Origin of the sequence: Pseudomonas sp. TCU-HL1 (genome assembly GCF_001708505.1) — a bacterium.
Taxonomy (GTDB): domain Bacteria; phylum Pseudomonadota; class Gammaproteobacteria; order Pseudomonadales; family Pseudomonadaceae; genus Metapseudomonas.
On the sequence record NZ_CP015992.1, the window covers coordinates 5219743 to 5244365 of the forward strand.

General features: G+C 62.9%; 27 protein-coding genes, 3 tRNA genes and 1 pseudogene. 12 read left to right on the forward strand and 19 right to left on the reverse strand.

Annotated features, from left to right (window positions below):
- Together prfA and hemA are read right to left on the reverse strand one after the other, a co-directional pair.
- Positions 1-1083, reverse strand: coding sequence for a peptide chain release factor 1 (gene prfA, locus THL1_RS23975; protein WP_069085579.1), 1083 nt, complete (start codon positions 1081-1083; stop codon positions 1-3).
- Positions 1080-2354, reverse strand: coding sequence for a glutamyl-tRNA reductase (gene hemA, locus THL1_RS23980; protein ID WP_069085580.1), 1275 nt, complete (start codon positions 2352-2354; stop codon positions 1080-1082). Before hemA ends, prfA begins: the two co-directional genes overlap by 4 nt.
- 186 nt (positions 2355-2540) lie before the next feature.
- On the opposite strand from hemA, the gene THL1_RS23985 reads away from it, so the two are divergent.
- The 10 genes from THL1_RS23985 (at position 2541) to THL1_RS24030 (ending at position 9800) form a co-directional block, all read left to right on the forward strand.
- A complete protein-coding gene (locus THL1_RS23985; RefSeq protein ID WP_069085581.1) occupies positions 2541-4271 on the forward strand; it encodes a tetratricopeptide repeat protein in 1731 nt (576 codons plus the stop codon).
- A gap of 3 nt (positions 4272-4274) precedes the next feature.
- Positions 4275-4892 carry a lipoprotein insertase outer membrane protein LolB gene (gene lolB, locus THL1_RS23990; protein WP_069085582.1) on the forward strand — a complete coding sequence of 206 codons (618 nt, stop codon included), beginning with the start codon at positions 4275-4277 and terminating at the stop codon, positions 4890-4892.
- Positions 4892-5743, forward strand: a complete 852-nt coding sequence (ispE, locus tag THL1_RS23995; protein WP_069085583.1) for a 4-(cytidine 5'-diphospho)-2-C-methyl-D-erythritol kinase — start codon at positions 4892-4894, stop codon at positions 5741-5743. The genes lolB and ispE overlap by 1 nt, the downstream gene beginning before the upstream one ends.
- A 32-nt stretch (positions 5744-5775) precedes the next feature.
- A tRNA-Gln gene (locus THL1_RS24000) sits at positions 5776-5850 on the forward strand.
- Positions 5851-5912: 62 nt separating this feature from the next.
- Positions 5913-5987 (forward strand) — tRNA-Gln (locus THL1_RS24005).
- 85 nt (positions 5988-6072) lie between these two features.
- Entirely contained in the window at positions 6073-7014 is a 942-nt protein-coding gene (locus tag THL1_RS24010; RefSeq protein ID WP_028629917.1) for a ribose-phosphate pyrophosphokinase, read from the forward strand.
- 108 nt (positions 7015-7122) lie between these two features.
- Positions 7123-7725, forward strand: a complete 603-nt coding sequence (locus THL1_RS24015; protein WP_069085584.1) for a 50S ribosomal protein L25/general stress protein Ctc — start codon at positions 7123-7125, stop codon at positions 7723-7725.
- A gap of 35 nt (positions 7726-7760) precedes the next feature.
- Entirely contained in the window at positions 7761-8345 is a 585-nt protein-coding gene (gene pth / locus THL1_RS24020; protein WP_069085585.1) for an aminoacyl-tRNA hydrolase, read from the forward strand.
- A gap of 26 nt (positions 8346-8371) precedes the next feature.
- The gene (gene ychF / locus THL1_RS24025; protein ID WP_069085586.1) at positions 8372-9472 is read left to right on the forward strand and encodes a redox-regulated ATPase YchF; all 1101 of its coding nucleotides are present in this window, start codon (positions 8372-8374) and stop codon (positions 9470-9472) included.
- A gap of 251 nt (positions 9473-9723) precedes the next feature.
- Positions 9724-9800, forward strand: a tRNA-Met gene (locus tag THL1_RS24030).
- Between the two features lie 143 nt (positions 9801-9943).
- Here the strand turns inward: THL1_RS24030 and THL1_RS24035 are convergent.
- The 5 genes and pseudogenes from THL1_RS24035 to THL1_RS29265 form a co-directional block, all read right to left on the reverse strand.
- Entirely contained in the window at positions 9944-10234 is a 291-nt protein-coding gene (locus THL1_RS24035) for a HigA family addiction module antitoxin (RefSeq protein ID WP_069086622.1), read from the reverse strand.
- A 168-nt stretch (positions 10235-10402) separates the two neighbouring features.
- Positions 10403-10537: pseudogene (locus THL1_RS31475) on the reverse strand (FitA-like ribbon-helix-helix domain-containing protein); the annotation flags it as partial.
- Between the two features lie 396 nt (positions 10538-10933).
- Positions 10934-11110 carry a hypothetical protein gene (locus tag THL1_RS30185; protein ID WP_161490988.1) on the reverse strand — a complete coding sequence of 59 codons (177 nt, stop codon included), beginning with the start codon at positions 11108-11110 and terminating at the stop codon, positions 10934-10936.
- An 8-nt stretch (positions 11111-11118) separates the two neighbouring features.
- Positions 11119-11448 carry a hypothetical protein gene (locus tag THL1_RS29905; protein ID WP_145928378.1) on the reverse strand — a complete coding sequence of 110 codons (330 nt, stop codon included), beginning with the start codon at positions 11446-11448 and terminating at the stop codon, positions 11119-11121.
- Positions 11441-11710 carry a hypothetical protein gene (locus tag THL1_RS29265; RefSeq protein WP_083246000.1) on the reverse strand — a complete coding sequence of 90 codons (270 nt, stop codon included), beginning with the start codon at positions 11708-11710 and terminating at the stop codon, positions 11441-11443. The genes THL1_RS29905 and THL1_RS29265 overlap by 8 nt, the downstream gene beginning before the upstream one ends.
- Before the next feature lie 119 nt (positions 11711-11829).
- Here THL1_RS29265 and THL1_RS24040 point away from each other — a divergent pair, with 119 nt between their 5' ends.
- Positions 11830-12075, forward strand: coding sequence for a DNA-binding protein (locus tag THL1_RS24040; protein WP_069085587.1), 246 nt, complete (start codon positions 11830-11832; stop codon positions 12073-12075).
- Positions 12076-12291: 216 nt separating this feature from the next.
- Here THL1_RS24040 and THL1_RS30840 read toward each other — a convergent pair whose 3' ends face one another.
- Positions 12292-12462: a YhfG family protein gene (locus THL1_RS30840; protein WP_145928379.1), complete on the reverse strand. Its 171-nt coding sequence runs from the start codon at positions 12460-12462 to the stop codon at positions 12292-12294.
- Positions 12463-12491: 29 nt separating this feature from the next.
- Positions 12492-13055 carry a type II toxin-antitoxin system prevent-host-death family antitoxin gene (locus tag THL1_RS30845; RefSeq protein WP_237234743.1) on the reverse strand — a complete coding sequence of 188 codons (564 nt, stop codon included), beginning with the start codon at positions 13053-13055 and terminating at the stop codon, positions 12492-12494.
- Between the two features lie 190 nt (positions 13056-13245).
- Between THL1_RS30845 and THL1_RS24055 the strand changes: the two genes are divergently transcribed.
- On the forward strand, positions 13246-13473 hold the full coding sequence (locus THL1_RS24055; RefSeq protein ID WP_069085588.1) for a hypothetical protein: 228 nt from the start codon (positions 13246-13248) through the stop codon (positions 13471-13473).
- Positions 13474-13641: 168 nt separating this feature from the next.
- Here THL1_RS24055 and THL1_RS24060 read toward each other — a convergent pair whose 3' ends face one another.
- The 10 genes from THL1_RS24060 to THL1_RS24105 form a co-directional block, all read right to left on the reverse strand.
- On the reverse strand, positions 13642-14640 hold the full coding sequence (locus tag THL1_RS24060; RefSeq protein ID WP_069085589.1) for an isocitrate/isopropylmalate dehydrogenase family protein: 999 nt from the start codon (positions 14638-14640) through the stop codon (positions 13642-13644).
- Positions 14641-14644: 4 nt separating this feature from the next.
- On the reverse strand, positions 14645-15556 hold the full coding sequence (locus tag THL1_RS24065) for a DMT family transporter (protein ID WP_069085590.1): 912 nt from the start codon (positions 15554-15556) through the stop codon (positions 14645-14647).
- A 3-nt stretch (positions 15557-15559) separates the two neighbouring features.
- Positions 15560-16204, reverse strand: coding sequence for a carbonate dehydratase (gene can / locus THL1_RS24070; RefSeq protein WP_069085591.1), 645 nt, complete (start codon positions 16202-16204; stop codon positions 15560-15562).
- 70 nt (positions 16205-16274) lie between these two features.
- The gene (gene rimI / locus THL1_RS24075) at positions 16275-16727 is read right to left on the reverse strand and encodes a ribosomal protein S18-alanine N-acetyltransferase (RefSeq protein ID WP_069085592.1); all 453 of its coding nucleotides are present in this window, start codon (positions 16725-16727) and stop codon (positions 16275-16277) included.
- Positions 16724-17527, reverse strand: a complete 804-nt coding sequence (locus THL1_RS24080; protein WP_069085593.1) for an energy transducer TonB — start codon at positions 17525-17527, stop codon at positions 16724-16726. The genes rimI and THL1_RS24080 overlap by 4 nt, the downstream gene beginning before the upstream one ends.
- Positions 17524-19074 carry a 2-isopropylmalate synthase gene (locus THL1_RS24085; RefSeq protein ID WP_069085594.1) on the reverse strand — a complete coding sequence of 517 codons (1551 nt, stop codon included), beginning with the start codon at positions 19072-19074 and terminating at the stop codon, positions 17524-17526. Before THL1_RS24085 ends, THL1_RS24080 begins: the two co-directional genes overlap by 4 nt.
- A 276-nt stretch (positions 19075-19350) precedes the next feature.
- A complete protein-coding gene (locus THL1_RS24090) occupies positions 19351-21675 on the reverse strand; it encodes a DUF6160 family protein (protein WP_069085595.1) in 2325 nt (774 codons plus the stop codon).
- A gap of 10 nt (positions 21676-21685) precedes the next feature.
- Positions 21686-22294, reverse strand: coding sequence for a DUF6160 family protein (locus THL1_RS24095; RefSeq protein WP_069085596.1), 609 nt, complete (start codon positions 22292-22294; stop codon positions 21686-21688).
- Positions 22284-23312 carry a hypothetical protein gene (locus THL1_RS24100; protein WP_069086624.1) on the reverse strand — a complete coding sequence of 343 codons (1029 nt, stop codon included), beginning with the start codon at positions 23310-23312 and terminating at the stop codon, positions 22284-22286. Before THL1_RS24100 ends, THL1_RS24095 begins: the two co-directional genes overlap by 11 nt.
- A 2-nt stretch (positions 23313-23314) precedes the next feature.
- Complete coding sequence (locus THL1_RS24105) at positions 23315-24358, reverse strand: DUF6160 family protein (protein WP_069085597.1); 1044 nt, start codon at positions 24356-24358, stop codon at positions 23315-23317.
- Between the last annotated feature and the right edge of the window lie 265 nt (positions 24359-24623).

A 24623-nucleotide genomic window follows, 5' to 3' on the forward strand; every position in this document is an offset into this window, starting at 1 on the left:
TCAGTCCCCCAGGGCCGCGAGCTGATCGGCCTGGTATTCGGCGAGCAGCGGCTCGATCACGGCCTCCACGCCACCGGCCATGACGTCGTCCAGCGCGTACAGGGTGAGGTTGATGCGGTGGTCGGTGACCCGGCCCTGCGGATAGTTATAGGTGCGGATGCGCTCGGAACGGTCGCCGGAACCCACCAGCAGGCGGCGGGTATCGGACATTTCCTTGTGGGCGGCAGCTTCCTGCTGGTCGTTCAGCTTGGCAGCCAACCAGGCCATGGCCTTGGCGCGGTTCTTGTGCTGGGAACGCTCTTCCTGGCACTCGACGACGATGCCCGACGGGATGTGGGTGATACGCACCGCCGAGTCGGTCTTGTTCACGTGCTGGCCACCGGCGCCGGACGCGCGGTAGGTGTCGACGCGCAGATCGGCCGGGTTGATCTCGATGGCGGCCTGCTCATCCGGCTCCGGCAGCACGGCAACGGTGCAGGCAGAGGTGTGGATACGGCCCTGGGATTCGGTCTCTGGCACCCGCTGCACGCGGTGCGCGCCGGACTCGAACTTGAGCTTGGCGTAGACGTTGTCGCCCTCGACCCGCGCAATCACTTCTTTATAGCCGCCGTGCTCGCCCTCATTCTCGGAGAGGATCTCGACACGCCAGCCCTGGCGCTCGGCATAACGGGAATACATGCGGAACAGGTCGCCGGAAAAAATTGCCGCCTCATCGCCGCCGGTGCCGGCGCGGACTTCGAGGAAGACGTTGCGGCCGTCGTTCGGGTCCTTGGGCAGCAGCATGCGCTGCAGGCGGTCTTCCAGCTCCGCCAGTTGCTCACGGGCCTGGGCCACTTCTTCCTCGGCCATCTCGCGCAGGTCCGGATCGCTGTCCTTGAGTAGCGCCTGGGCGCCCTCGAGGTCGCCCTGGACCTTGCGGAACTCGCGGAACGCCAGGATCACCGGCTCGACCTCGGCAAACTCCTTGGAGTAAGCGCGGAACTTGCCTTGGTCCATGATGACCTCGGCATCGCCAAGCAGGGCGGTGAGCTCCTCGTAGCGATCCTGGAGGAGGTCGAGCTTGTTCAGCAGGGAAGCTTTCATTGCGAGCGTTTATCCGAGCCCTCATCGAGGGCGAAGAGTTCCTGGGCCACGGCCAGCGCGTCGAAACGGCCGTCGGCGGAGAGTTTCTTCAGCTGCACGCTGGGGGCGTGCATCAGCTTGTTGGTCAGGCCACGAGCCAGAATGGCCAGCACCTCTTCGGCGCAAGTGCCGTTCTGCAGCATACGCTGGGCCTTGGCCAGCTCGTCATCACGCAAACGCTCGGCCTGCTGGCGGTAGGCACGCAGCACGTCGACCGCAGCCAGCTCGCGCAGGCGCTGCATGAAGTCGTCGACCCCTGCGCCCACCAGCTCTTCGGCAGCCTGGGCCGCACCCTGGCGGCTCTTGAGATTTTCGGCGACCACTTCGTGCAGGTCGTCCACGGTATAGAGGTAGACATCATCCAACTCGCCCACTTCGGGCTCGATGTCGCGCGGGACGGCGATGTCGACCATGAAGATCGGCTTGTGCCGGCGCTGCTTGAGGGCACGCTCCACCGCGCCCTTGCCGAGGATCGGCAGTTGGCTGGCGGTGGAGCTGATGACGATGTCGCTGTTGACCAGTTCCTGGGGCATGTCAGCCAGCAGCACGGCGTGCGCGCCGAACTCTTCGGCCAGGATGCTGGCGCGCTCAAGGGTGCGGTTAGCGACCACGATGCGTTTCACGCCTTGCTCGTGCAAATGACGGGCAACCAGCGTGATGGTTTCACCGGCACCGATCAGCAAGGCTTGGCTGCGGTGCAGGTCGGAGAATATCTGCCGGGCCAGGCTGACGGCGGCGAAGGCCACGGAAACCGGGTTCTCGCCGATCGCGGTGTCGGTACGCACCGTCTTGGCGGTGCTGAAGGTGGCCTGGAACAGACGACCCAGCAGCGGGCCGACCGTACCCGCCTCGCGCGCAACGGCGTAGGCGGACTTCATCTGGCCAAGGATCTGTGGCTCGCCGAGGACCATGGAATCCAGCCCGGAGGCAACGCGCATCATGTGGCGGACCGCAGCGTCATCCTGGTGCACATAGGCGCACGCGCGCAGCTCTTCCAGGCTGAGGTTGTGATAACCGGCCAGCCAGGCGAGCACTTCATCGGTGCTGGGGTGATCCTGCTCCAGATAGAGTTCGCTGCGGTTGCAGGTAGAGAGGATCGCCGCCTCGCGGCTGGGCGTGATGCGACACAGCTGCTGCAGGGCGTCCACCAGCTGCTCGGGGGTGAAGGCCACGCGTTCGCGGACGTCCACCGAGGCGGTCTTGTGGTTGATACCAAGAGCAATGAAGGCCATGCAGGGTCGCTAACTGAAACGGGAGGGCGCGCAATTGTCCTACTTCACCCGAACGACGACAACCACCGCCGATAATTGTCGGCCTGAACAGGTTTTGCCGCCCGCAGGTTGGCCCCCCGCCCCATGTGCTAGCCTGACGGCTTGTGTCATGATGGGCCACTCGCTGGTTAGACGCCTTCCGCCTCTATGAATAGATCCCTCGCGTTGCTGACCGCCCTGCTGTTTCTCGGCGGCTGTCAGAGCTTGACCCACAAGTCTCCGGACGGCACCCCACCGGTCGAGGAAGGCAACCAGGCCTCCGCACCCGCCAAGCCCGAGGTCTATGGTTCGTTCAGCCGCGAAACCCTCTACGCCCTGCTCGCCGCCGAACTGGCCGGACAGCGCAACCGTTTCGACATCGCCCTTGGCAATTACGTCCAACAGGCCAATGCCACCCAGGACCCGGCTGTCGCCGAGCGCGCCTTCCGCATAGCCGAATACCTCGGCGCCGACCAGGCCGCCCTGGATTCTTCCCTGATCTGGGCCAAGAACGCCCCAGACAATCTCGACGCCCAACGCGCTGCCGCCGTGCAGTTGGCCCGCGCCGGACGCTACGACGAAGCCATGGCTTATATGGAGAAGGTGCTCCAGGGCCAAGGCGACACCCACTTCGACTTCCTCGCGCTGTCCGCGGCGGAAACCGACGCCGATACCCGCGCCGGCTTGCTGCAGAGCTTCGACCGCCTGCTGGCCAAGCACCCGGACAACAGCCAACTGGTATTCGGCAAGTCCGTGCTGCTGCAACAGGATGGTCGGACCGAAGAAGCGTTGGCGCTGCTCGAAGGCCTGCCGGCCGACGACAAGGAAATCGCCCCCATCCTGCTTCGTGCCCGCCTGCTGCAAAGTCTCAAGCGTGGCAATGAGACCCTGCCCTTGCTGCAGAAAGCCATCAAGCAGCACCCGGATGACAAGCGTCTGCGCCTGACCTACGCCCGCATGCTGGTGGAACAGGGCCGCCTGGACGAAGCCAAGTCCGAGTTCTCGGGGCTGGTCCAGCAATTTCCCGATGACGACGACCTGCGCTACTCCCTGGCGCTGGTCTGCCTGGAAGGCGAAGCCTGGGACGAAGCCCAGGTCTACCTGGAGGAGCTGGTCGACCGCGGCAGCCACGTCGACTCGGCCCACTTCAACCTTGGCCAGATCTACGAGAAACGCGGCGACAAGAACAGTGCGTTGATCGAGTACGCTCTCGTCGGCCCCGGCAACGACTACCTGCCTGCGCAGATGCGCCAGGTGGAAATCCTGCTGGAAAGCGGCCGCGCCGACGAAGCCGAGGCCCGCCTCGCCAAGGCGCGCGAAACCCAGCCGGACTACGCCATCCAGCTATACCTGATCGAGGCCGAGAGCCTGGCCGAACGGCAGCAGCCGGAGCGCGCCTGGAAGGTTATCCACGAGGGGCTGCAGCAGTTCCCGGACGACCTCAACCTGCTCTATACCCGCGCCATGCTGGCGGAAAAGCGCAACGACCTTGCCCAACTGGAGAAGGACCTGCGTTTCATCATCGAGCGTGAGCCGGAAAACGCCATGGCGCTGAATGCCCTCGGCTACACCCTGGCCGACCGCACCACCCGTTATGACGAAGCCAAGCAACTGGTCGAACAGGCCCACAAACTCAACCCGGACGACCCAGCCATCCTCGATAGCCTGGGCTGGGTGAATTACCGCATGGGCAACCTGAACGACGCCGAGCGCCTGCTGCGCCAGGCCCTGCAAGAGTTCCCCGACCATGAAGTGGCCGCCCACCTGGGCGAAGTGCTCTGGGCGCGCGGCAAGCAGGTCGAGGCCCGCAAGGTCTGGGCCGATGCCCTGCAGAAACAGCCCGACAGCGCCATTCTCCGTGACACCCTGCAACGCCTGACCGGCTCAGGAAACCTCTGATCCATGCGTTTACGTAATCTCCTGGCGGCCGGTGCGCTCATCCTGCTCACCGGCTGCTCCGCCCTCACTCCCCGCGAAACCCTCGAAGGCCAGGGCAACCAGGCCAGCTGGAACGCCCACAAGACCCAGGTCAGCACCCTCGATGGCTGGCAGATCAGTGGCAAGGTGGGCATCCGCGCACCGAAGGACTCCGGCAGCGGCACCCTGTTCTGGCTGCAGCGCCAGGACTACTACGACATCCGCCTGTCCGGCCCCCTGGGCCGTGGTGCCGCGCGCCTGACCGGGCGCCCGGGCAATATCGAGCTGGAAGTGGCCAACCAGGGCCGCTATCAGGCCGAATCCCCCGAAGCACTGCTGGAAGAGCAACTCGGCTGGCGCCTGCCCGTCTCGCACCTGCTCTGGTGGGTCCGCGGCCTGCCCGCACCCGACACCCGCAGTCGTTTGACCCTCGACGGCGATAGCCGCCTTTCCCGCCTGGAACAGGACGGCTGGCGCGTGCAGTACCTCAGTTATGTCGAACAGAACGGCTTTGCCCTGCCCGAGCGCATCAAGCTCAGCGGCGAAAACCTCGACGTCACCCTGGTGATCAAGGACTGGCAACCGCGCCAGCTCGGCCACTGATGCACGACGCGCAACTCGTCCTGCCGGCCCCGGCCAAGCTCAACCTCATGCTGCACATCCTCGGTCGTCGTGCCGATGGCTATCACGAGCTGCAGACCCTCTTTCAGTTTCTCGACCATGGCGACGAACTGGGTTTCTCCCCGCGCCAGGACGATGAAATCCACCTGCGCACGGAGGTGCCCGGCGTTCCCCATGACAGCAACCTGATCGTGCGCGCAGCCCGCAAGCTGCAGGCCGAATCCGGCTGCCGGCTTGGCGCCGACATCTGGCTGGACAAACGCCTGCCGATGGGTGGCGGTATTGGCGGCGGCAGCTCGGATGCCGCCACCACCCTGCTCGCCCTGGATCGCTTGTGGAACCTGGGCTGGAGCGAAGACCGACTTGCCGCCCTGGGGCTCTCGCTGGGAGCCGATGTGCCCGTGTTCGTACGCGGTCGCGCGGCCTTCGCCGAGGGTGTTGGCGAGGAACTGACTCCCGTGGAACTGCCGGAGCCCTGGTTCCTCGTCGCAGTGCCGCAAGTCTTTGTCAGCACAGCAGAAGTTTTCTCCGATCCCGAGTTGACACGGGATACTCCGCCCATTAAAGTTCGCAGCCTTCTTGAGGGGGGCGGTCGAAACGACTGCCAGCCGGTGGTCGAGAAGCGTTACCCGGATGTACGTAACGCGCTGATCTTGTTGAGTAAATTCACTTCAGCTAGATTGACCGGCACTGGAGCTTGTGTGTTTGGGAGCTTCCCAAGCAAAGGCGATGCTGATAAAGTCTCGCGCCAACTTCCGGCCACTCTGCCGAGCTTTGTCGCTCAGGGGCGTAACATCTCGATGTTGCACCGCAAGCTTCAAGGTCTGGCTTGAGAGGGAATGCAAGGCATTCGGTTGTACGATACAGGGGCGTCGCCAAGCGGTAAGGCAGCAGGTTTTGATCCTGCCATGCGTTGGTTCGAATCCAGCCGCCCCTGCCATTAACCCAATGGGTTCATGCGTACAGCAGTAACGAAAGCACTGCACAGCAAGTTAAAATTTTAGGGGCGTCGCCAAGCGGTAAGGCAGCAGGTTTTGATCCTGCCATGCGTTGGTTCGAATCCAGCCGCCCCTGCCATACACTTAAAAAGCTGTTCAAAAGCCACGGCCTTTGAACGGCTTTTTGATTCATCAGGCCCACCCTCAGCCGGCAGGTACTGCGCGTGTCCAAGATGATGGTCTTCACGGGGAACGCCAACCCCGATCTGGCGCGTCGCGTCGTACGTCAACTGCATATTCCCCTCGGTGATGCCTCTGTAGGCAAATTCTCCGACGGTGAAATCAGTGCTGAAATCAATGAAAATGTCCGCGGCAAGGACGTCTTCCTGATCCAGCCGACTTGCGCACCGACCAACGATAACCTGATGGAACTGGTGGTGATGGCTGACGCCTTCCGCCGTTCCTCGGCGTCCCGCATCACCGCGGTCATCCCCTACTTCGGCTATGCCCGCCAGGATCGCCGTCCGCGCTCCGCTCGCGTGGCCATCAGCGCCAAGGTAGTGGCTGACATGCTGACCGTAGTCGGTATCGACCGTGTACTCACCGTCGACCTGCACGCCGACCAGATCCAAGGCTTCTTCGACATTCCGGTGGACAACATCTACGGCTCCCCGGTCCTGGTCGATGACATCGAAGACCAGCGCTTCGAAAACCTGATGATCGTTTCCCCGGACATCGGCGGCGTGGTTCGTGCCCGTGCCGTCGCCAAGTCTCTCGGCGTTGACCTTGCGATCATCGACAAGCGTCGCCCGAAGGCCAACCAGTCCGAAGTCATGCACATCATCGGCGACGTCGAAGGCCGCACCTGCGTGCTGGTCGACGACATGGTCGACACCGCTGGCACCCTGGGCCACGCTGCCAAGGCCCTGAAGGACCATGGCGCCGCCAAGGTCTACGCCTACTGCACCCACCCGGTGCTGTCCGGCCGCGCCATCGAGAACATTGAAAACTCCGTGCTGGACGAGCTGGTGGTGACTAACACCATCCCCCTGTCCGCCGCGGCACAAGCCTGCTCGCGTATCCGTCAGCTGGATATCGCGCCGGTTGTGGCTGAAGCGGTCCGCCGCATCAGCAATGAAGAATCGATCAGCGCGATGTTCCGCTAAGCGGGCATCCCTGACGAAACGCGCCCCGCTCAAACGGGGCTTTTTGCCCAACCGCCCGGATGCTGGTCGCAAGCATTACGGGCGTTTTGGTTATTTTGGAGAACTGTAATGACTGATTTCGCCCTGAATGCCGAAGCGCGTTCTGACCTGGGGAAAGGTGCGAGCCGCCGCCTGCGTCGTAACGCCAACCTGGTTCCCGCTGTTGTATACGGCGGCGAGAAAGCCCCGGTATCCGTAAGCCTGCTGGCCAAAGACCTGGCCAAGCTGCTGGAAAACGAAGCCGCTTTCAGCCACGTGATCGCACTGAACGTTTCCGGCGCTACCGAAACCGTTCTGATCAAGGCCCTGCAGCGTCACCCGGCCAAAGGCTTCGTACTGCACGCTGACTTCCAGCGCGTAGTTGCCGGCCAGAAACTGAGCGCCCACGTACCCCTGCACTTCATCAACGAAGCTACCTCCGTTGGCGTGAAGCAAGGCGGCGGCGAAGTTTCCCACACCATCGCTGAAGTCGAAGTCTCCTGCCTGCCGAAAGACCTGCCGGAGTTCATCGAAGTCGACCTGGCCAAGGTCGAAGTAGGTCAGACCGTTCACCTGTCCGACCTCAAGCTGCCGAAAGGTATCGAGCTGGTGGCCCTGGCCCACGGCAACGACCTGGCTGTGGCCAACATCCACGCCTCCCGCGTTGTGAAAGAAGAAGGCGAAGCCGAGTAATCCATTACTCTGCAGCCTGAAGAAGGGCCCCTGTAGTGACTGCCATCCAACTGATCGTCGGCCTGGGTAACCCCGGCCCCGAATACGACCAGACCCGGCATAACGCAGGGGCCCTTTTCGTTGAGCGCCTGGCCGACCGCGAACACGTCAACCTGAGCCTCGACAAGAAGTACTTCGGCCTGGTCGGGAAATACTCCCATCAAGGTCGCGACGTTCGCCTGCTGATCCCCACCACCTACATGAACCGCAGCGGCCAGTCCGTAGCGGCCCTGGCTGGGTTCTTCCGCATTCCGCCCGAGGCCATCCTGGTGGCCCACGACGAACTCGACATGCCCCCCGGCGTCGCCAAGCTCAAGACCGGCGGCGGCCACGGTGGCCACAACGGGTTGCGCGACATCATCGCCCAACTCGGCAACCAGAATTCGTTCCATCGCCTGCGGCTTGGCATCGGCCATCCGGGGCACAGCAGCCTGGTTTCCGGCTTCGTTCTTGGCCGCGCCCCGCGCAGCGAACAGGAACTGCTCGACACCAGCATCGATTTCGCCCTCGACGTGATGCCAGAACTGCTCGCCGGTGACCTCACCCGCGCCATGCAGAAACTGCACAGTCGAAAGGCCTGAAACCACTCCGCGCAGAGGCACATTCCATGGGATTCAATTGCGGCATCGTCGGCCTGCCCAACGTCGGCAAGTCCACCCTGTTCAACGCCCTGACCAAGTCCGGCATTGCAGCGGAGAACTTCCCCTTCTGCACCATCGAGCCGAACAGCGGCATCGTGCCGATGCCCGACCAGCGCCTCAACGCCCTGGCTGAGATCGTCAAGCCCGAGCGTGTAATCCCCACTACCATGGAGTTCGTCGACATCGCCGGCCTGGTAGCAGGCGCCTCCAAAGGTGAAGGCCTGGGCAACAAGTTCCTCGCCAACATCCGCGAAACCGACGCCATTGCCCACGTGGTTCGCTGCTTCGAAGACGAGAACGTCATCCACGTCTCCAACAGCGTCGACCCCAAGCGCGACATCGAGATCATCGACCTCGAACTGATCTTCGCCGACCTCGACAGCTGCGAGAAGCAACTGCAGAAAGTCGCCCGTAACGCCAAAGGCGGCGACAAGGACGCCCTGGCGCAGAAAGCCCTGCTGGAAAAACTCATCCCCCACTTCAGCGAAGGCAAGCCCGCGCGCTCCCTGCTGAAGAACCTGGGCGACGAAGAGAAACGCCTCGTTCGCGGCTTCCACCTGCTCACCAGCAAGCCAGTGATGTACATCGCCAACGTTGCCGAAGACGGCTTCGACAACAACCCCCACCTGGACGTGGTGAGAGCCATCGCCGAAGAAGAAGGCGCCATCGTGGTTCCCGTCTGCAACAAGATCGAAGCTGAGATCGCCGAGCTGGACGACGGTGAAGAGAAGGACATGTTCCTCGAGGCTCTTGGCCTCGAAGAACCCGGCCTGAACCGCGTGATCCGCGCCGGCTACGACCTGCTCAACCTGCAGACCTACTTCACCGCTGGCGTGAAGGAAGTCCGCGCCTGGACCGTCCGCGTCGGCGCCACCGCCCCGCAGGCCGCTGCCGTGATCCACACCGACTTCGAAAAAGGCTTCATCCGCGCCGAAGTCGTCGCCTATGACGACTTCATGCAGTACAAGGGTGAAAACGGTGCCAAGGAAGCTGGCAAATGGCGCCTGGAGGGCAAGGAGTACATCGTCAAGGATGGCGACGTGATGCACTTCCGCTTCAACGTCTGATCGTTGAAAAAGCCCCGGACCTCCGGGGCTTTTTGCTTTCGTAGGTTGTGGCTGAGCTGCGCGAAGCCCAACAAAGTCTGAAACACCGACGTTGTGCTTCGTCAAACTCAGCCCAACCTACAAACATCAGGCTACCCCCCGGCGCACACTGCTGAAAACACTCCCACCGCCTAAACGCTTGAAAGATCACAAAATTATCTAAGCGAAGGGGTTGACAGCCCTCCGATAGATACGGAAAATGCGCGCCACTCGGCTACATAGCTCAGTCGGTTAGAGCGCAGCATTCATAATGCTGATGTCCCAGGTTCAAGTCCCGGTGTAGCCACCATACAAAACAAAGGGTTAGCGCAAGCTAACCCTTTTTTGTTTTGGGCGGCAGACTACACCGCCGACTACCCCCGCCGCCCCTCCTCCTCATGTCCACGCAAAGAAAAACCCTGATTTGCGAGACCTCTTTCGTCCCGAATTCACCTAGCCGTGCGCTGCCAGTGGCTCTATCTCATGCTCAATGGCTTCGCCCTTTGCCGCGTACACCGTGGCCAGCGCGTACTCGGATTGCATGTTCATCCAGAACTGGGCGGACGTATCGAAGTAGCGCCCCAGGCGAATGGCGATGTCTGCCGTGATGCCCCGCTGCTCACGTGCAATGTCGTTGATAGTCGGGGCGGATACGTGAAGTGCGCGAGCAAGTGCAGCCGGGGTGATGTTGAGGGGTTCCAGGAACTCCTCGCGCAAGATCTCGCCCGGGTGTATAGGTCGCATGACGTCGCCAACTGGACGGGTGGTGAGCGGCCCATCATCAAAGTCCGCTGCACGTGCCCTTGTGTTGCGGGAAGGCAACTCCAAGTCAACTCCTCCAATGGAGGCAAAACGATTGTGAATTCGGGTTCCCAACCCACTGGGCGTGTCATGCTTCGCCAAGGCTTCGGCAAGAATCACCCTCACCTCGCCCTCCATTGAACGGCCATGGCTGGCCGCGAGGACACGAAGCCGCGCCTCAAGGTCGTCGCCCAGGTTACGAATCGTGATGCCAGCCATGCCCTCCCCTCCAATGCGATCATTCATTTCATCGAGCTCATGCAGGGAAGCGCTGACTTTGCGCACGACGACAGGCGGGATGGTGAAGCTCCAGCCCCAGGACCAGGTCGCCGCCAGGGGTAGGTTCGGCTAACCCTTTGTACCTTCAGTGGCAGTCACGTCTCCGAGAATGGGCTTCTGCCTATCCACTCTCCCGAACGAATCAGGTCCGCGAACACCTCCGAGAGCAAGTGCCGTTCGCGCTCCACACGCCCCGGAGCCGCAACCTTGAGGCGGGATGCCCGGTAGTGATTCCAGGCTCACTCGTCGAAGTCGACCACTGGCGGGTCGTTCAGGCCCTCCACCAGTCCTAGGGTATGGAGCAGCCTCGTCTGGTGATCCATGAGCGAATGGCCGAGCCGTTCGTACCAGAGCAGAACCAGGTCAGAAAGACGCTCGTCCAGGGGACAGCCTGTCCAGTTGCCGCAGCGTAATGAAGTCGGCCTCATAGCGCAGGGCAACGGTGCGGCTGGAGAAGCCTGCCTTGCGAACTCGCCGTCCGACTTGGCCGTCCTCGTAGAAATCCGCCGTCCAGCCTCCTCCCTCCTTGGAAATCGGCATGGGGCTTCTCAGTGCTCGCGCGCGCTGGCGAGTCTCACCACCTTGCACCCGGTCGGCACACAACGCGCCAGCACATCCGAGCGCGGACGGCGGGTTGCAACTTCGCGCAGATAGATTCCCGGCTCACGCGGCAGACCGCGCAGGTCGATCGCCACTGAGCCACAGCGATGAGGCAAGTGATACCAACCGGATAAATTTGTCATCGGAGCTGCGCGATGCAGGGTCTGAATGGGTATCGAGCGGCTCTTCCCGCGCGCCCCTCGTTCCAGAATGCAGAGCAAGCGCAGACCGCGATACAGGTGACCGTTAAACAACCGGCAGGACATCAACTTACTCATCGGCATAGTCCCCCGCACTGAACACCGTCTTGCCCTGGTCCAGGTCCTTGCGGATTCGGTGCAGGTTGATCACGCGGCGGCGACCGATCTTCACCGTGGGCAACGTGGCCGACTCCACCCAGCCACGCACCACGTCTTCAGTGATCTGCTCGATCCCAAGCATTCGCGCCAACGCCAACTGTGAGCAAAACGGTGGGTCACGGAAGTCGGCAAGCGCGCCTTGTTCTTCTGGGAGAAACCTCGTTACACCAGACTGTTCCATACAATGTCCCTATAATCGGCCAGACGTAATCCGCGCAAACAAGAGTAACCATTACTCAGTGAGTAAAAATTACTCCAAACCAGGGATTGAGTAAAGATTACTCTTGCTGAGAAATTTCCATGGACGCTGTAAGAAAAAGAGCACTCCAGCTAATCCGGACGGTTGGCCCCAAGCACCTGAGTGAGCTCGGCGGAAAAAACTACGAACGCTGGAGAAACATCAGTGGCGGGAAGATCAGGATCAGCACCGAGGAGTTGGGAATTCTTGCCGATGCATATCCGCAATACGCCCTTTGGCTGATTTCCGGAAGGGTTGAGCCGGAGCATGGACATCGAAGTCCGGACTATGACGATGCCGAGAGCTAATTACCCAGGCTCCATTACAAAAGGGGACCGAAGTAAAGAGGACGGAATAAAGGGGACTGCAGAGTAAAGGTGGACAGATTTATTTTTTGCCCTTTATTGAAATGAAGCCATGTTGCTTGGGCAGCTATCTAAGCTTGAACTTTTCATTCCTCGGTAAGAAGTCGTACTTATCTCAAAGATGTGTACGCATGCAGGGCAGCGCCAGACAAGACGATATCAGCCTTGCGTGTTGCGGTACGCGTCCAGAACAGCTTCGCGAGTAGGCAGCTTGCGATCCGCATCGGCCGGAGTCACGTCGAAGCCCTCCAAACGAAGGCTGGCAGCATAGTTAGACTGGCGCACCTTGGCGAAGTAGGCCTTTTTTGCCTGTAGAGACGGGGCTGGCATTGGGTAACCTCTCGCTGCGTACCGCGCCACTATAGCGGATGCTCCGATGGCGTAGTGGGCGACTGGGCAAGCAACTCCTCGATCTCTACCACCACCGTCGGCTCCCCCTGGCGAGCGTGCACCAGTTCAGCCAGACGGAGGTCTTCGATTTGCTCCAGCATTGCCAAGTATCGTGCAGGTGGAACGACATAGAAGACCGGCTCGTTAAGATTGAGGATAACGACGGCTTCGCCCTGCCCCTTGCGGATGGTCGCCATCGGATCACGATCGAAGTCGGTCAGAGAGACGGCGACATCCGCAAGGATCGGAGGGTTCGCGTCCTTGCAGGGAGGCTGCTCGTCGTCTTCTACCAGCTCGTGCATTACCGTTTTTTCGGATTCCAGTTGAGCCAGGGATCGCGCCAGGTTGGCGGCGTTAGCCGGGGACTTCAGCAGGTGGACGGTTTCCATCAGGCTGTTGAAGCTGTCGAGCGAAAGCAGCACGGCGTCCGGCGCATTGCGACGGGAAATGATGGTGAAGTCCGAGTCGTCTGAGACCTCATCGATGACTTTCTTCAGGTTGCTGCGGGCATCAGAGACGTTGACTACGCGCATGGCGGCCCCTCATGTTCAATTTGCCAAAGGTCCAATAATCATGAATGCCGAGTGGCAACTGGCCCAAGGCCAATGATTATCAGCCCACCGTGAACACCGTCGTAGGAGGCGTCCGATTCTCTCCCTGCTGCATGGACCATTCCCAGGCTTCGTGGTGACCTTGCTCGGTCATCCATGCGAGGCAATCCACATGCAGATTCATGTTGGCGAACGCAGGGAAGGTGATGTTCTTACGCTGAGGGTGCTGGAAGGAGTCAGCGAATCAGTGTTGATGGAGATGTTGAAGGCCGAGGGGATCGAGATTGTGGTGGGGCCAATAGTGAATGGCTCGGCACAGCTCGAGATTCGGGCGCCTAAACGAATGCTCGTCCTTGTGGAGAAGGCTCTGCCAGGACCACCGGAGATTGATTCTGGTTGAGTGTGAGAACCCCGCATTGGCGGGGTTTTCTTTTGTGTGGGGTTCGGAAGTGCGGGGCCTGGCTTCCCTCACCCCAGCCCTCTCCCGGAGGGAGAGGGGGTTGTTTGTGCCTAGTCGGCGTGCTTGCGATGGAATTGGCACCCTCACCCCCGGCCCGGAGAGGGGCGATTACAGAGCGCCCAGGATGCCCTGCCCCACCACCTGGGTGGTTTCAAAGCCGAAGTCGGCTTTGCCTTCTTCACGCAGGAAGTTTTCCACAGCAGTTTCCAGGCGTTTGGCAAGGGCGGGTTTCTGCCAGTGGTAGCGCAGCAGCAGGGCGGTGCCGAGGATGGCGGCGATGGGGTTGGCGCGGCCGCTGCCGGCGATGTCGGGGGCGCTGCCGTGGACGGGTTCGGCGAGGGCGATTCCGTTGCCCCAGTTGAGCGAGGGCGCCAGGCCCAGGCCGCCGCTCCAGTGGCAGGCAAGGTCAGAGAGGATGTCGCCGAAGAGGTTGGTGGTGACGATCAGATCGAAGGCTTCTGGCTGTTCCACCAGTTGCAGGGCGGCGAGGTCCACCAGGCGTTCGTCGAGTTCGGCGGCCCAGCCCTCCCCTTCCAGCACTTCGCGGCAGGTGTCGCGGAACAGTCCGCATGTCAGGGGCAGGACGTTGGCCTTGTGGACCAGGGTGATGCGCCGGGCCTTGCGTGCCTTGGCCACTTCCAGCGCGCGACGGGCTAGAGCCTCGGTGGCGTCACGGCTGATGACCCGTTCGGCGATGGCCACGCCTTCGGATTCCCAGTGCTCGCGGCCGCTGTAGAGGCCTTCGCTGTTCTCGCGCAGGATCATCAGGTCCACGCCCGCTCGGGGCGAGACGCCGGGCCAACTGCGGACCGGGCGCAGATTGGTGTTGAGCTGAAGCACCTGGCGCAGTTGCAGGATCGCGCTGCGGTAGCCAGGCACGCGCTGGCCGGTGGGTGACGAGACGGCACCGAAGATGCCCGCCCCGCTGCCACGCAGGGCCTGGAAGGTGGCCTCGGGCACGGCGCAACCGGTGCGCTGGAAGCAATCCCAGCCGGCCTCGACTTCCACCGTTTTCAGGTCGGGCAGGAGTTTCTCCAGGGCCTCCACTGCCACCGGCACCACTTCGCGGCCGATGCCGTCTCCGGGGATGACGACTAGCGTGTGCATGGGCTTACCTCAGCGAGGGGCGTGTCGCCAGCAGCAGGCCGGCGAAGATCAATGTCCCGCCAAACCAATGGTAAGCCTGCAAACCCTCGCCCAACAGCAGGTAGCCCAGCAGCGCGGTGAACACCGGCATCAGGTAGTTGGTGAGCACGGCCTTGGCCACACCCAGCACGCGGATGCCCTGGTTCCACAGCAGGTAGGCCAGGAGCGAGGCAGCGACGCCGGTGTAGCCAATGGCAGCGAAGTTTTCCGCGGAGAGTTCGAAACGCTGCCCGCTGGCCAGCTCCAGCAGATAGAACGGCAGCAGCATGGGCACGCCGCACGCCACCAGAGCCCCCAGCAGCACCAGAGGCGGCAGCTTGAAGTAGCTGTTCCAGCGGCGCAGCAGCAGGGTGTACAGCGCCCAGTCGAACACGGCGAGCAACATGATCAGGTCACCCGGGTTGAACGACAGCGCGGCCAGTTGCGCCAACCGTCCCTGGGCAATCAGCACCAGCAGGCCAGCAGTCGCCACGGCCATGCCGAGCCACGCGCGCCGAGGTGGCCATTCATTGAGCAACACACCGGCGCCGATGAAGGTGGCCAGCGGCAGGCAGGTGTTGAGCAGGGTGAGGTTGATGGCCACCGTGGTGCGCGCGGCGAAGTAGAGCAGCACGCTGTAGGTGCTGATACCCAGTGCTGCGACCACTAACAGGCGCCAGCCAGCATGGCGCAGGGCGCTGCGGTGCTCCCACAGGGGCAGGGCAACAAAGGGCAGGAGGATGACGAGGGCCAGGGTCCAGCGCCAGAAGGCCAGGCTGAAGGGCGGAATGGCGTCGTGGAAGGCACGGGCGACGAGGGCGTTGCCGGCCCAGAAAACGCTGGCCACAAGCAGGCCGAGCCAGGCCAGACCGACAGCCCGGCTGTTTTGTTGCGGCATGGTTCAACTCTGTCCTAGTGGGCGCAGGCGGTACTGCGGCGGCAGTTGTTCCATGCCGCTGACGGTGACGTTGAGGTTCTTCCAGATACCGTCCTTGATGCCGTAGATGCAGCCGTGTACGGAGAGCTCCTGGCCGCGGTGCCAGGCGTTTTGCACGATGGTGGTGTGGCTGACGTTGGCGACCTGCTGGATCACGTTGAGCTCGCAGAGACGGTCGACGCGCTCCTCCTCAGTGGCGAAGGTCGCCAGGTGGTCACGCTGGTCGTAGTAGAGGTCGCGGATGGTGCGCAGCCAGCCGTCGATCAGACCGTACTGCACATCGCGCATGGCGGCGCGGACGCCGCCGCAGCCGTAGTGGCCGGTGACCAGGATGTGCTTCACCTTGAGCACGTCCACGGCGTACTGGATGACCGACAGGCAGTTGAGGTCGGTGTGCAACACCACGTTGGCCACGTTGCGGTGGACGAAGAGGTCGCCGGGCAGCATGCCGACGATTTCGTTGGCCGGCACGCGGGCGTCGGAACAGCCGATCCAGAGGAATTCCGGAACCTGCTGCTTGGACAGCTTTTCGAAGAAATCCGGATCGCGCTGCTTGATGTTCTCGGCCCAGCGCGCGTTGTTGTCGATCAGCTCTTGCAGGTCGCTCATGCGTCTTCTCCTCTTCTGGCTGGCGCACCTTACGGAGCGCCGGAAGCTTTGGCAATGGCCTGCGCGGGGCTCAGTCGATCAGGGTGCAGGCCATCACCAGGGCGTCTTCGCGGCCACCCACGGCGGGGTAGTAATCGCGGCGACGGCCGATCTCGTTGAATCCGTAACGCTCGTACAAGCGGTAGGCGGACTGGTTGCTGGCCCGCACTTCGAGGAAGCACTCGCCGGCCTTCAGTTCGCGGGCCCGCACCATCAGGTGCTCCAGCAAGCGCAAGCCCAGACCACGGCCCTGGCTTTCCGGCTTGACGGTGATGTTCAGCAGGTGGGCCTCGTCGACAATGACGTTAATCACGCCATGGCCGACTTGCTGGCCGCCTTCGAACATCAACCAGCAATCGTAGGATTTCAGGCTGTCGGTGAAGATGCCGCGCGTCCAGGGATGGCTGAAGGCGGCGTATTCGATTTTCAGTACGGTATCGAGGTCCGCCTCGGTCATCGGGCGGAAAGAAACGGCATCGGTCATTCAGTGTGTTTCCAGCGGCGCATCACACGGCGCATGGCTTGCCAGAGTTCGGCCTTGCGTTCGGGCTCGTCCATCAACGGTTCCAGGCCCGGTAGGGCCCAGGCGGCACCCAGGCCTTCCACCTGCAGCTCGCGGTTGAAAGCGGTGGCGTCGGCTTCGCCGGCGAAACGCACCGCCGGCAGCCCCACGAGCCAGAGGCAGGCACAGTCGTCCTGCTCTTCCACACGCATGCCGACAAAGCCCTGGACAAAGTCTCGGGCAGCCTCGGGGCCCTGGTCCATGTTGCCGCGACTGAGCAGCGGCCAACGAACCGGTTCACCGAGAATCTGCGGGCTGTCCGGCAGGCCGGCGGCACGCAGCAGGTCTTTCAGCAGCAAGTAGGCCGGATCGCGGCTCTGGAAGGGCTCGCCGGTGGGCAGTTCCACCAGCAGCAGGCAGTTGCCGGCACGCAGCAGCTGCAGCGAGAAGCGCGGCGGCGGCAGCACTTCGACCGTGGCCGGTGCGGCTTCGGGCTCGGGCGCGGCCTCGGGTTCGGGCTGGGCGGCCGGGCGCGGGGTGCTACCGGGACGGGGAATCTCGATCTTGGCGCGCACTGACGTCGCGGCTGGGCGAGCGTCGGCGGCCGGAACATCGGGGGTGACATCCGCAACTGGCTTTGGTGCGTCCTCGAGGAGCACTTCCGGGGCCAGGGCGAGCAGTTCGGGGTTGGAGGCCGCGGCGAAGGGCAATGCCACGCGCGGTAGCCAGGTGGCTACCTGCATGGCATCGAGATACGCGCGACGACGGTGTTCAGTGATCAAACGTCAGCAACCTGTGGGTGAGCCTTGCGTACGCCGGCCTGCATCAGGTTCAGCGCATTGAGGTAGGCCTTGGCGGAGGCGACAACTATATCGGTATCCGCACCGTTTCCGTTGACGATTCGTCCGGCTTTTTCCAGGCGGACAGTGACTTCACCCTGGGAATCGCTGCCCTGGGTGATAGCGTTGACCGAGTAGAGCTGCAGGCTCGACTCGGAGGACGCCAGGCTTTCGATGGCCTTGAAGGTGGCATCCACCGGGCCGGAGCCCTCGGCGCTGGAGCCCTGCTCCACGCCGTCGATGGCCAGCACCAGCTTGGCCTGGGGCACTTCGCCGGTCTTGGAGGCGACTTCCAGATAGACCAGCTTGAAGTGTTCCGGGGCTTCTTCGCCCAGGGTGTCGGAGACCAGCGCTTGCAGGTCTTCGTCGAAGATTTCGTGTTTCTTGTCCGCCAGCTCCTTGAAGCGGGCGAAGGCGGCGTTCAGCTCGGCCTCGCTGCTCAGTTGGATGCCCAGCTCGTCGAGGCGGGTGCGGAAGGCGTTACGCCCGGAGTGCTTGCCCAGCACCATCTTGTTGGTATTCCAGCCGACGGACTGGGCGGACATGATTTCGTAGGTTTCGCGATGCTTGAGCACACCGTCTTGGTGGATGCCGGACTCGTGGGCGAAGGCGTTGGCGCCGACGATGGCCTTGTTCGGCTGCACCGGGAAGCCGGTGATGCCGGAGACCATGCGCGAGGTACTGAGGATGTGCGGGGTGTCGATGTTGGTGTAGACGCCGAGCACGTCCTGGCGGGTCTTGATGGCCATGACGATTTCTTCCAGCGCGGCGTTGCCGGCGCGCTCGCCCAGGCCGTTGATGGTGCATTCCACCTGACGCGCGCCGACGGCAACGGCGGCCAGGGAGTTCGCCACGGCCAGTCCCAGGTCGTTGTGGCAGTGCACGGAGAATACCGCCTTGTCGGCATTGGGGATGCGTTGCAGCAGCTGGCGCATGGTGTCGGCGTACTGGTGCGGAATGGCGTAGCCAACGGTGTCGGGGATGTTGATGGTGCGGGCGCCAGCATCGATGGCGGCCTCAATGATGCGGCAGAGGAAGTCGATCTCGGAGCGGCCGGCATCTTCGCAGGAGAACTCCACGTCTTCGCAGAGCTTGCGCGCGCGTTTTACTGCGCGAACGGCCTGTTCCACCACCTGGTCCGGCTGCATGCGCAGCTTGTACTGCATGTGGATGGGGCTGGTGGCGATGAAGGTGTGGATACGGCCGGAGTTGGCGCCGGCCAGGGCTTCGGCGGCACGGTCGATATCGGCATCCACCGCGCGGGACAAGCTGCACACGGTGCTGTCCCTGATGCTGTCGGCGATGGCCTTGACCGCTTCGAAGTCGCCAGGGCTGGCGATGGCGAAGCCAGCCTCGATCACGTCCACTCGCATGCGCTCCAGGGCCTTGGCGATGCGCAGCTTTTCTTCCTTGGTCATGGAAGCGCCGGGGCTCTGCTCGCCGTCGCGCAGGGTGGTGTCGAAAATGATGACGCGATCTTGGCTGCTCATATCTCGCTCCTCACGGCCCCACCGTGCGTGCGGCCGGGGCTCAGGCTGATGGTACCGGACTGCTTGTGGCAACGGTTCCAGATCAGGGAATTGTGGCGTGAAAAGCGGTGGGCGGAAAGCTCGGCGGGCGGATGATAGAAGAGGTCAGCGAAACCTTGTAGGAGCGAATTCATTCGCGAAAGGAGCGCGAAGCGCTCCCCGGGGCCATGGGGCAGCACTACGTCCTGCAATCGCGAATGAATTCGCTCCCACAATAAAGGCTCCCCTGGGAGGGGTTCAATTGATTGGCGTGGCCGTCAGGTTGGCGCTGATGTCGGCGTTCTGCACCTTGATGCCGTACATGGAGGTCACCGCGCCGCCGGTGGGGTGAACGTGTTGCAGGCGCTCGACGTTGATCTCCTTGAAGTGGATGCGGCCATTCACCGCGAAGCCCAGCGGGTCCGGAGAGACTGGCGTACAAGTTCCGCCGTTCCTGTTGCAGACTTTGGTAGGTGCCACGTCCAGGTTGAGGTCGGCGTTGAAGCCGTAGGTGTTGGCATTGGGGTCGCTGGGGTTGCCGTCGGAGGTGGAAAAGTTATCCACAACCAGCTGGCTGCCAGTACCGGCGGCGCCGTTGACGCGGTTGGTTTCCCAGACGATCTGGTTGCGCTTCTCGTCGGTGGCCACGCCGTTGGTGGTGCTTTCGATGGTGGTGTCACGGACGAAGACGTTCTTCAATTTCACCGATACACCTTCGTTGCCCCGATCTTCCCAGCGCCCGCCGCTGGCCGAGCAGGCGCCGGCACTGGTGCCACTTCCGCCCACGCAGAGGGCACCGGCACCGCCGGAGCTGAGCGCCAGGCTCGAGCCCAGCTCAAAGCGTTTGAGTACCAGTCGTCCGAGGCTGGGACCAGTGGCGCGATCACCCCAGCGCAGGTCGCTGACCTCCAGCTTCGACCAGTAGGTGCCCTTGCGCAGTTCCACGCCGCTGTTGCTCAAATCCACCGAGCCATCGCGGAAGTGCATGTCGTACTGGGTGCCGGCCAGCCAAAGGCCCTTGCCGGTTTCATCCACGGTGATGGCGGCGCGGGCATCGCTGAAAACGAAGTCGGCGTTGTAGCGAATGCCATCGCCGCTGCTGCCGCCCGGCAACAAGGTGAGCTGGCCGCTCAGGGTGAAATCGTAGGCCGGGAAGATTTCCATCAGTACCAGCAGTTCGGTGCCGCCCTGCAGCGGCGCGTTGGGTGAGCCCACCCGCAGGCCGTCGAAGCTATAGCCGCCCTTGATGTTGGAAAGGCCCAGGCGCAGGCCGTCGAAATGGCCGTTGTAGTTGCCCTTGCCCATGTCGCTCTGGGTGCCGGCATAACAGCTGGTGCTCGCTCCGCCGGCGCAGCTCTTGGTCAAGTCCAGGGTGATCTGGCCGGTGCCGTTGGTGCGCAGGCCACTGAACCGCATGCTGTTGCCGTTATCCGTCAAGGAGACCGAGCTGTTGGCCATGTTCCAGCTAACGTCGGCGGTCAGGCCCTTGGCGCCAGAGTTAGAGTCGCCGCCCGGACGCAGCTTGAGCCAGTTCTGCTTGGCGCCATCGTCGGCGAAGTTGAGGTCGATGGCCAGGCTGCCGAGCTTCTGGTTGGTCGGGTTGCCGATGATCAGGCCGCCCAGGGTGGCGTTGAGCTTGAGGTCCTGGAAGGCCACCTGTGCATAACTGCCGCCGACGTCCTGGGCCAGGTCGAGGGTCAGGCCGCTGAGGCTGCGCAGGGTGCCGGAGAAGTTCTCGGCGCGCAGGATGCCTTCGTCCTGATACTGGAACAGGCTGCTACCGATGTTCAGATCCGGGCGGATGCGGATGCCTTCGCCACTGGCGCCCCCGCTGGCGACGCTGATGCTGCCGCCCAGGCGCAGGTCCATGTTCAGCTTGCCGAAGCTGCGGCTGGCGTTGGGATCGCGCAGGTCTGGCGCGCCGGGGGTAACAGGCGCGGCGGTGGGGTCGCCATGGGCGAGGTCGAGGCTGATGCCGCCTAGGGTGCCGACGAAGCGCGCATCCCCCAGGTTCAGCTTGACCTCCTGGCCGCTACCGCCGTTGACGATGTCGAGGTAGGCGTTGTCCAGGTAGGTGTCGAAGGACAGGCCTTTGACGATGAGGTCGAAGCCGTTGTCGCGGTAGTAGAAGGCCACATCGGTCAGAGACAGCCGGCTGTCGTCCACCGCGATGCCACTGACGCCGCTGGCCCCGCCGCCCTTGAGCTTCAGGGTGGCGCCCAGGGTGTAGAAGGCGCGGAACGAGCCGAAACTCTTGCTGCTGCCATCCATTTCGATGTTGTTCACCGCCAGCACCTGGGGACTGGAGCTGTGCTGGACCTGCAACTGACCGCCCTGCACGTCGATGGTGGACTGGGAGGTGCTGGTGGTGCCGCTGGCGGCGCGATTGCTCACATCCCGCAGGTTCATGCTGCGGCCGTCCTGGGTGTAGCTGACGCTTTCAGCCGACCAGCTCTCGCCGGAGGTGTCCAGGCTGATGCCGCCCTGGCCGCTGACCGACGCCATGGTGGAGTCGTCCAGCGCTTCCATGGCCTGGGCCTGGGACGCGAGGAGCATGCCGATCAGCAGGGGTGCCAGGCGCATGGTCGGTTCCTCAGTTCTTCGGGAAGATCAGCACGCTGCCTTGCATGCGGATAGTGCCGTCAATCTTCGCCGAGAAAATATTGGTCTGCTGGTAGCTGGGGTTGCCGCCGTTGGCGAGGGTGCCGGACTTGTTCTGCCAGCCGCCCTGGTTGGCCACGCCGAAGGCGAAGCTGCCGTTCTTGAAACGCATCTCGTTGGGCAGACCGATGGCCAGCACGTCCTGGCTGAAGGTTGCGCCATCGCCGCCGAAACCGCTGTTGATCAGGCGGGTGTTAAGCGTCAGTCCCTCGAAGCTGAAGATGCCCTTGAGGTTGTCCAGCACGTACCAGCCGCCATTGGCCTCGGAGCGAATGGCGATGCGCAGGCCGCAGCTTTCAGGGCTGCCGGCGCCAGCGATTGCACAGCTTCGCTCGTTGGCCTTCCAGGTGGTTGGGTCGTTGGACACCGGGGTGTTCCACAGCACGCCGCCGTTCTTGTTGATGCTGAACTCGCCGGAAAGGTACACCCCGCCCTGCCCGTTCATCTGGCTCAGGTCGGCGTCTTCCAGCGCCTGCAGCTCGCCCCGGGCCAGGGCCGGGAGAACCAGCAGCGCTGCCAGGCAAAGCGCCTTAGAGGTCATGGCTGGTCACCTTCAGGTAGTTGATGCTCAGACCCTGGATGGCGTTGTAGCCGAAGTTGTAGCCACCGCTGCTGAAGCTGCCGCTGCCGGCCTGGAGGCTGTTGATAACAATGTTGGTACGCGGTGCATTGGCGTAGAAATCGGCGGCCAGGGCTTCTTTCTGCGCCTGGGTGGTGCCGGACGCCGTGGGGTTGGGCAGTTCCAGCACGAACTGGCCATTGCTGCTGACGTCGAACAGCAGAGGCTGGGTCTTGCCGTAGCCAAGGGAGATGTTGGCGTAGGCGTTGTTGAGGAAGATGGTGCGGTCGCGCTGTTCGGCGGCGGTGGTGCAGCCGCTGCTACCGGCCGCGCAACTCATGATCTGCAGGCTCTTGGTGAAGAGGTTGAGGCGCGCCTCGCCCACCATCTGGTTGCGGCCACTGTCGCCCCACAGGCGCAGGTAAGAGCCATCCATCGCCAGCTCGGCGAAGTCCAGGTTGAGGATGTCGGTGCGCCCGGCCGCCACCTGGAAATCGAAGCGAATCCCCAGGTCCACCTTCTCGCTGGCCCGGCTGGAGCAGTTGTTGCCGGCCGCCGCGAAACCGGCGATGCACGCCTGGCCGGCCGCACCGGTGAGGCGCTCGGGGAACATGAACTCAAGGACGGTGACGTTGCCCGGAGTGGTCTGCACCCATTGCCCGTCGTCCCGCAGGGTGCGCATGGCTTCCCCCTTGGACAGGTTAAGGGCGAAAGGATGGTCGAGCCGACCGACGGTCACCGGACTGAGGTTCGCGCCTTTGTTGCTGCCGGTGGCGCCGAGGTAGAACTCTTTCACCGAGATGGGAACGTTCTGCCCGCTGCCATTGGCGATGTCGTTGATGGTGATGGTGGCGTTGTTGGCGTCAAGCAGGACCTGGTCCAGCACGAAGCCGATGCCGGCGCCCTCCACACTGGAAAGCTCCGCGTCGTCCAGCGCCTTGAGTTCGGCTTGCGCCGTAGTGGCGGCCAGCAACAGCAGGATCACGGCGGTTCTGCGCATGCTCAGCACCCCGCGGTCGACGCGCCCAGGCAGGTGTCCTGGCGCGGGATGCCGTTGAATGCCTGGTCGAAGTCGATATTGATCGGCGACACCAGGTTGCCGTTGGCGTCGCGATACTTGGGCATGTTCATGAAAGCGCCCTTCAGGGCGGTCATGAACGCATTGCGGTCCATGTCCTTCCACGCCAGATCCTGGGTCTGGAAGGAGATGAAGAAGCCCCGGGCCGCGCCTTCCATATTGCTCATGTTGCTGATGTTGCCCACCGGCAGGGACTGGAACTGGGAAAGCGGGAAGCAGGTCGCGATTCCCAGGATGCTGCAATTCTGCGAGGCGAATACCCCCAGCAGCGCATCGGTCCAGCCGCCGGCGCAACCTGAGGTGCAGGTCAGGCCGTCGCCGTTCTTGATACCCGCCTGGGCCGCGCGGGTCGGGTCCGCCACGCCCTGGCCGGTCACCAGTTCGGCGTCGGCCTCGACGATGCTGCTGCGGTAGACGCCGGCGGCGAACAGGGCCAGTTGCTGGGCGAAATTGGCCTTGTCGTAGATGGCGTTGCCGGTGCCCTTGATATGCACCGGGATGTTGCCGGTCAGGCTCTGGATATCCCCGGAGAGCACGCCCTTGGACTCGCCGAAGCCGATGCGCACGCCCACCACCTTGCTGCCGGAATAGGCCAGCTCGACGAAAGGGTTGGCGATCTTGAAAGGGTTCACCGAGCCATCGGCATTAACGGTGCCGAGGGCGAAGTTGTTGATCAGGATATCGGACGAACCGGCGGCCTCGCCGGTCCGGGTGAGGAGGTCGTCGTACTGACCGAGCTGGAGTTTCTTGATATTGAGTTGGGTGTCGACATTCACGCCGAAGTTGACCCGGGTGTAGTTGATCCCGGCATTGGCGTCGGTGGTCAGATTGATGAAGGCCTGACCGGTGACATTGGACAGTTCGCTGTCGGCCAGCTCCTCCATTCGCGCCTGCGCGCTGGACATGGACAGCAACCCGGCAAGGACAACAGCCGTCAGCGACCAGGCGGGCAGCAAATTCGAACCCATGGCGACTTCCCCGATTGTTCTTGTATGGGCAAGCGACGAAGACTCGTCCCCTTTCCGGCCACTATATGGAGCCCAGCCGGGAAGCGTCCCGACCCATAGTCGAGTTCAAAGCGGCAGGTCGGGAGACGGCGAAGGGCAGCTGTTACCCATCGCCACAACGGAGTAACGCTGGGGTCAGCCCTGGCGGAACAGGACGACCGAGGTGGTCAGCGACGGGTGTCGCTCCTCTGATCGGTTGAAGCTCAATCGCCACCGGCAACCTGAA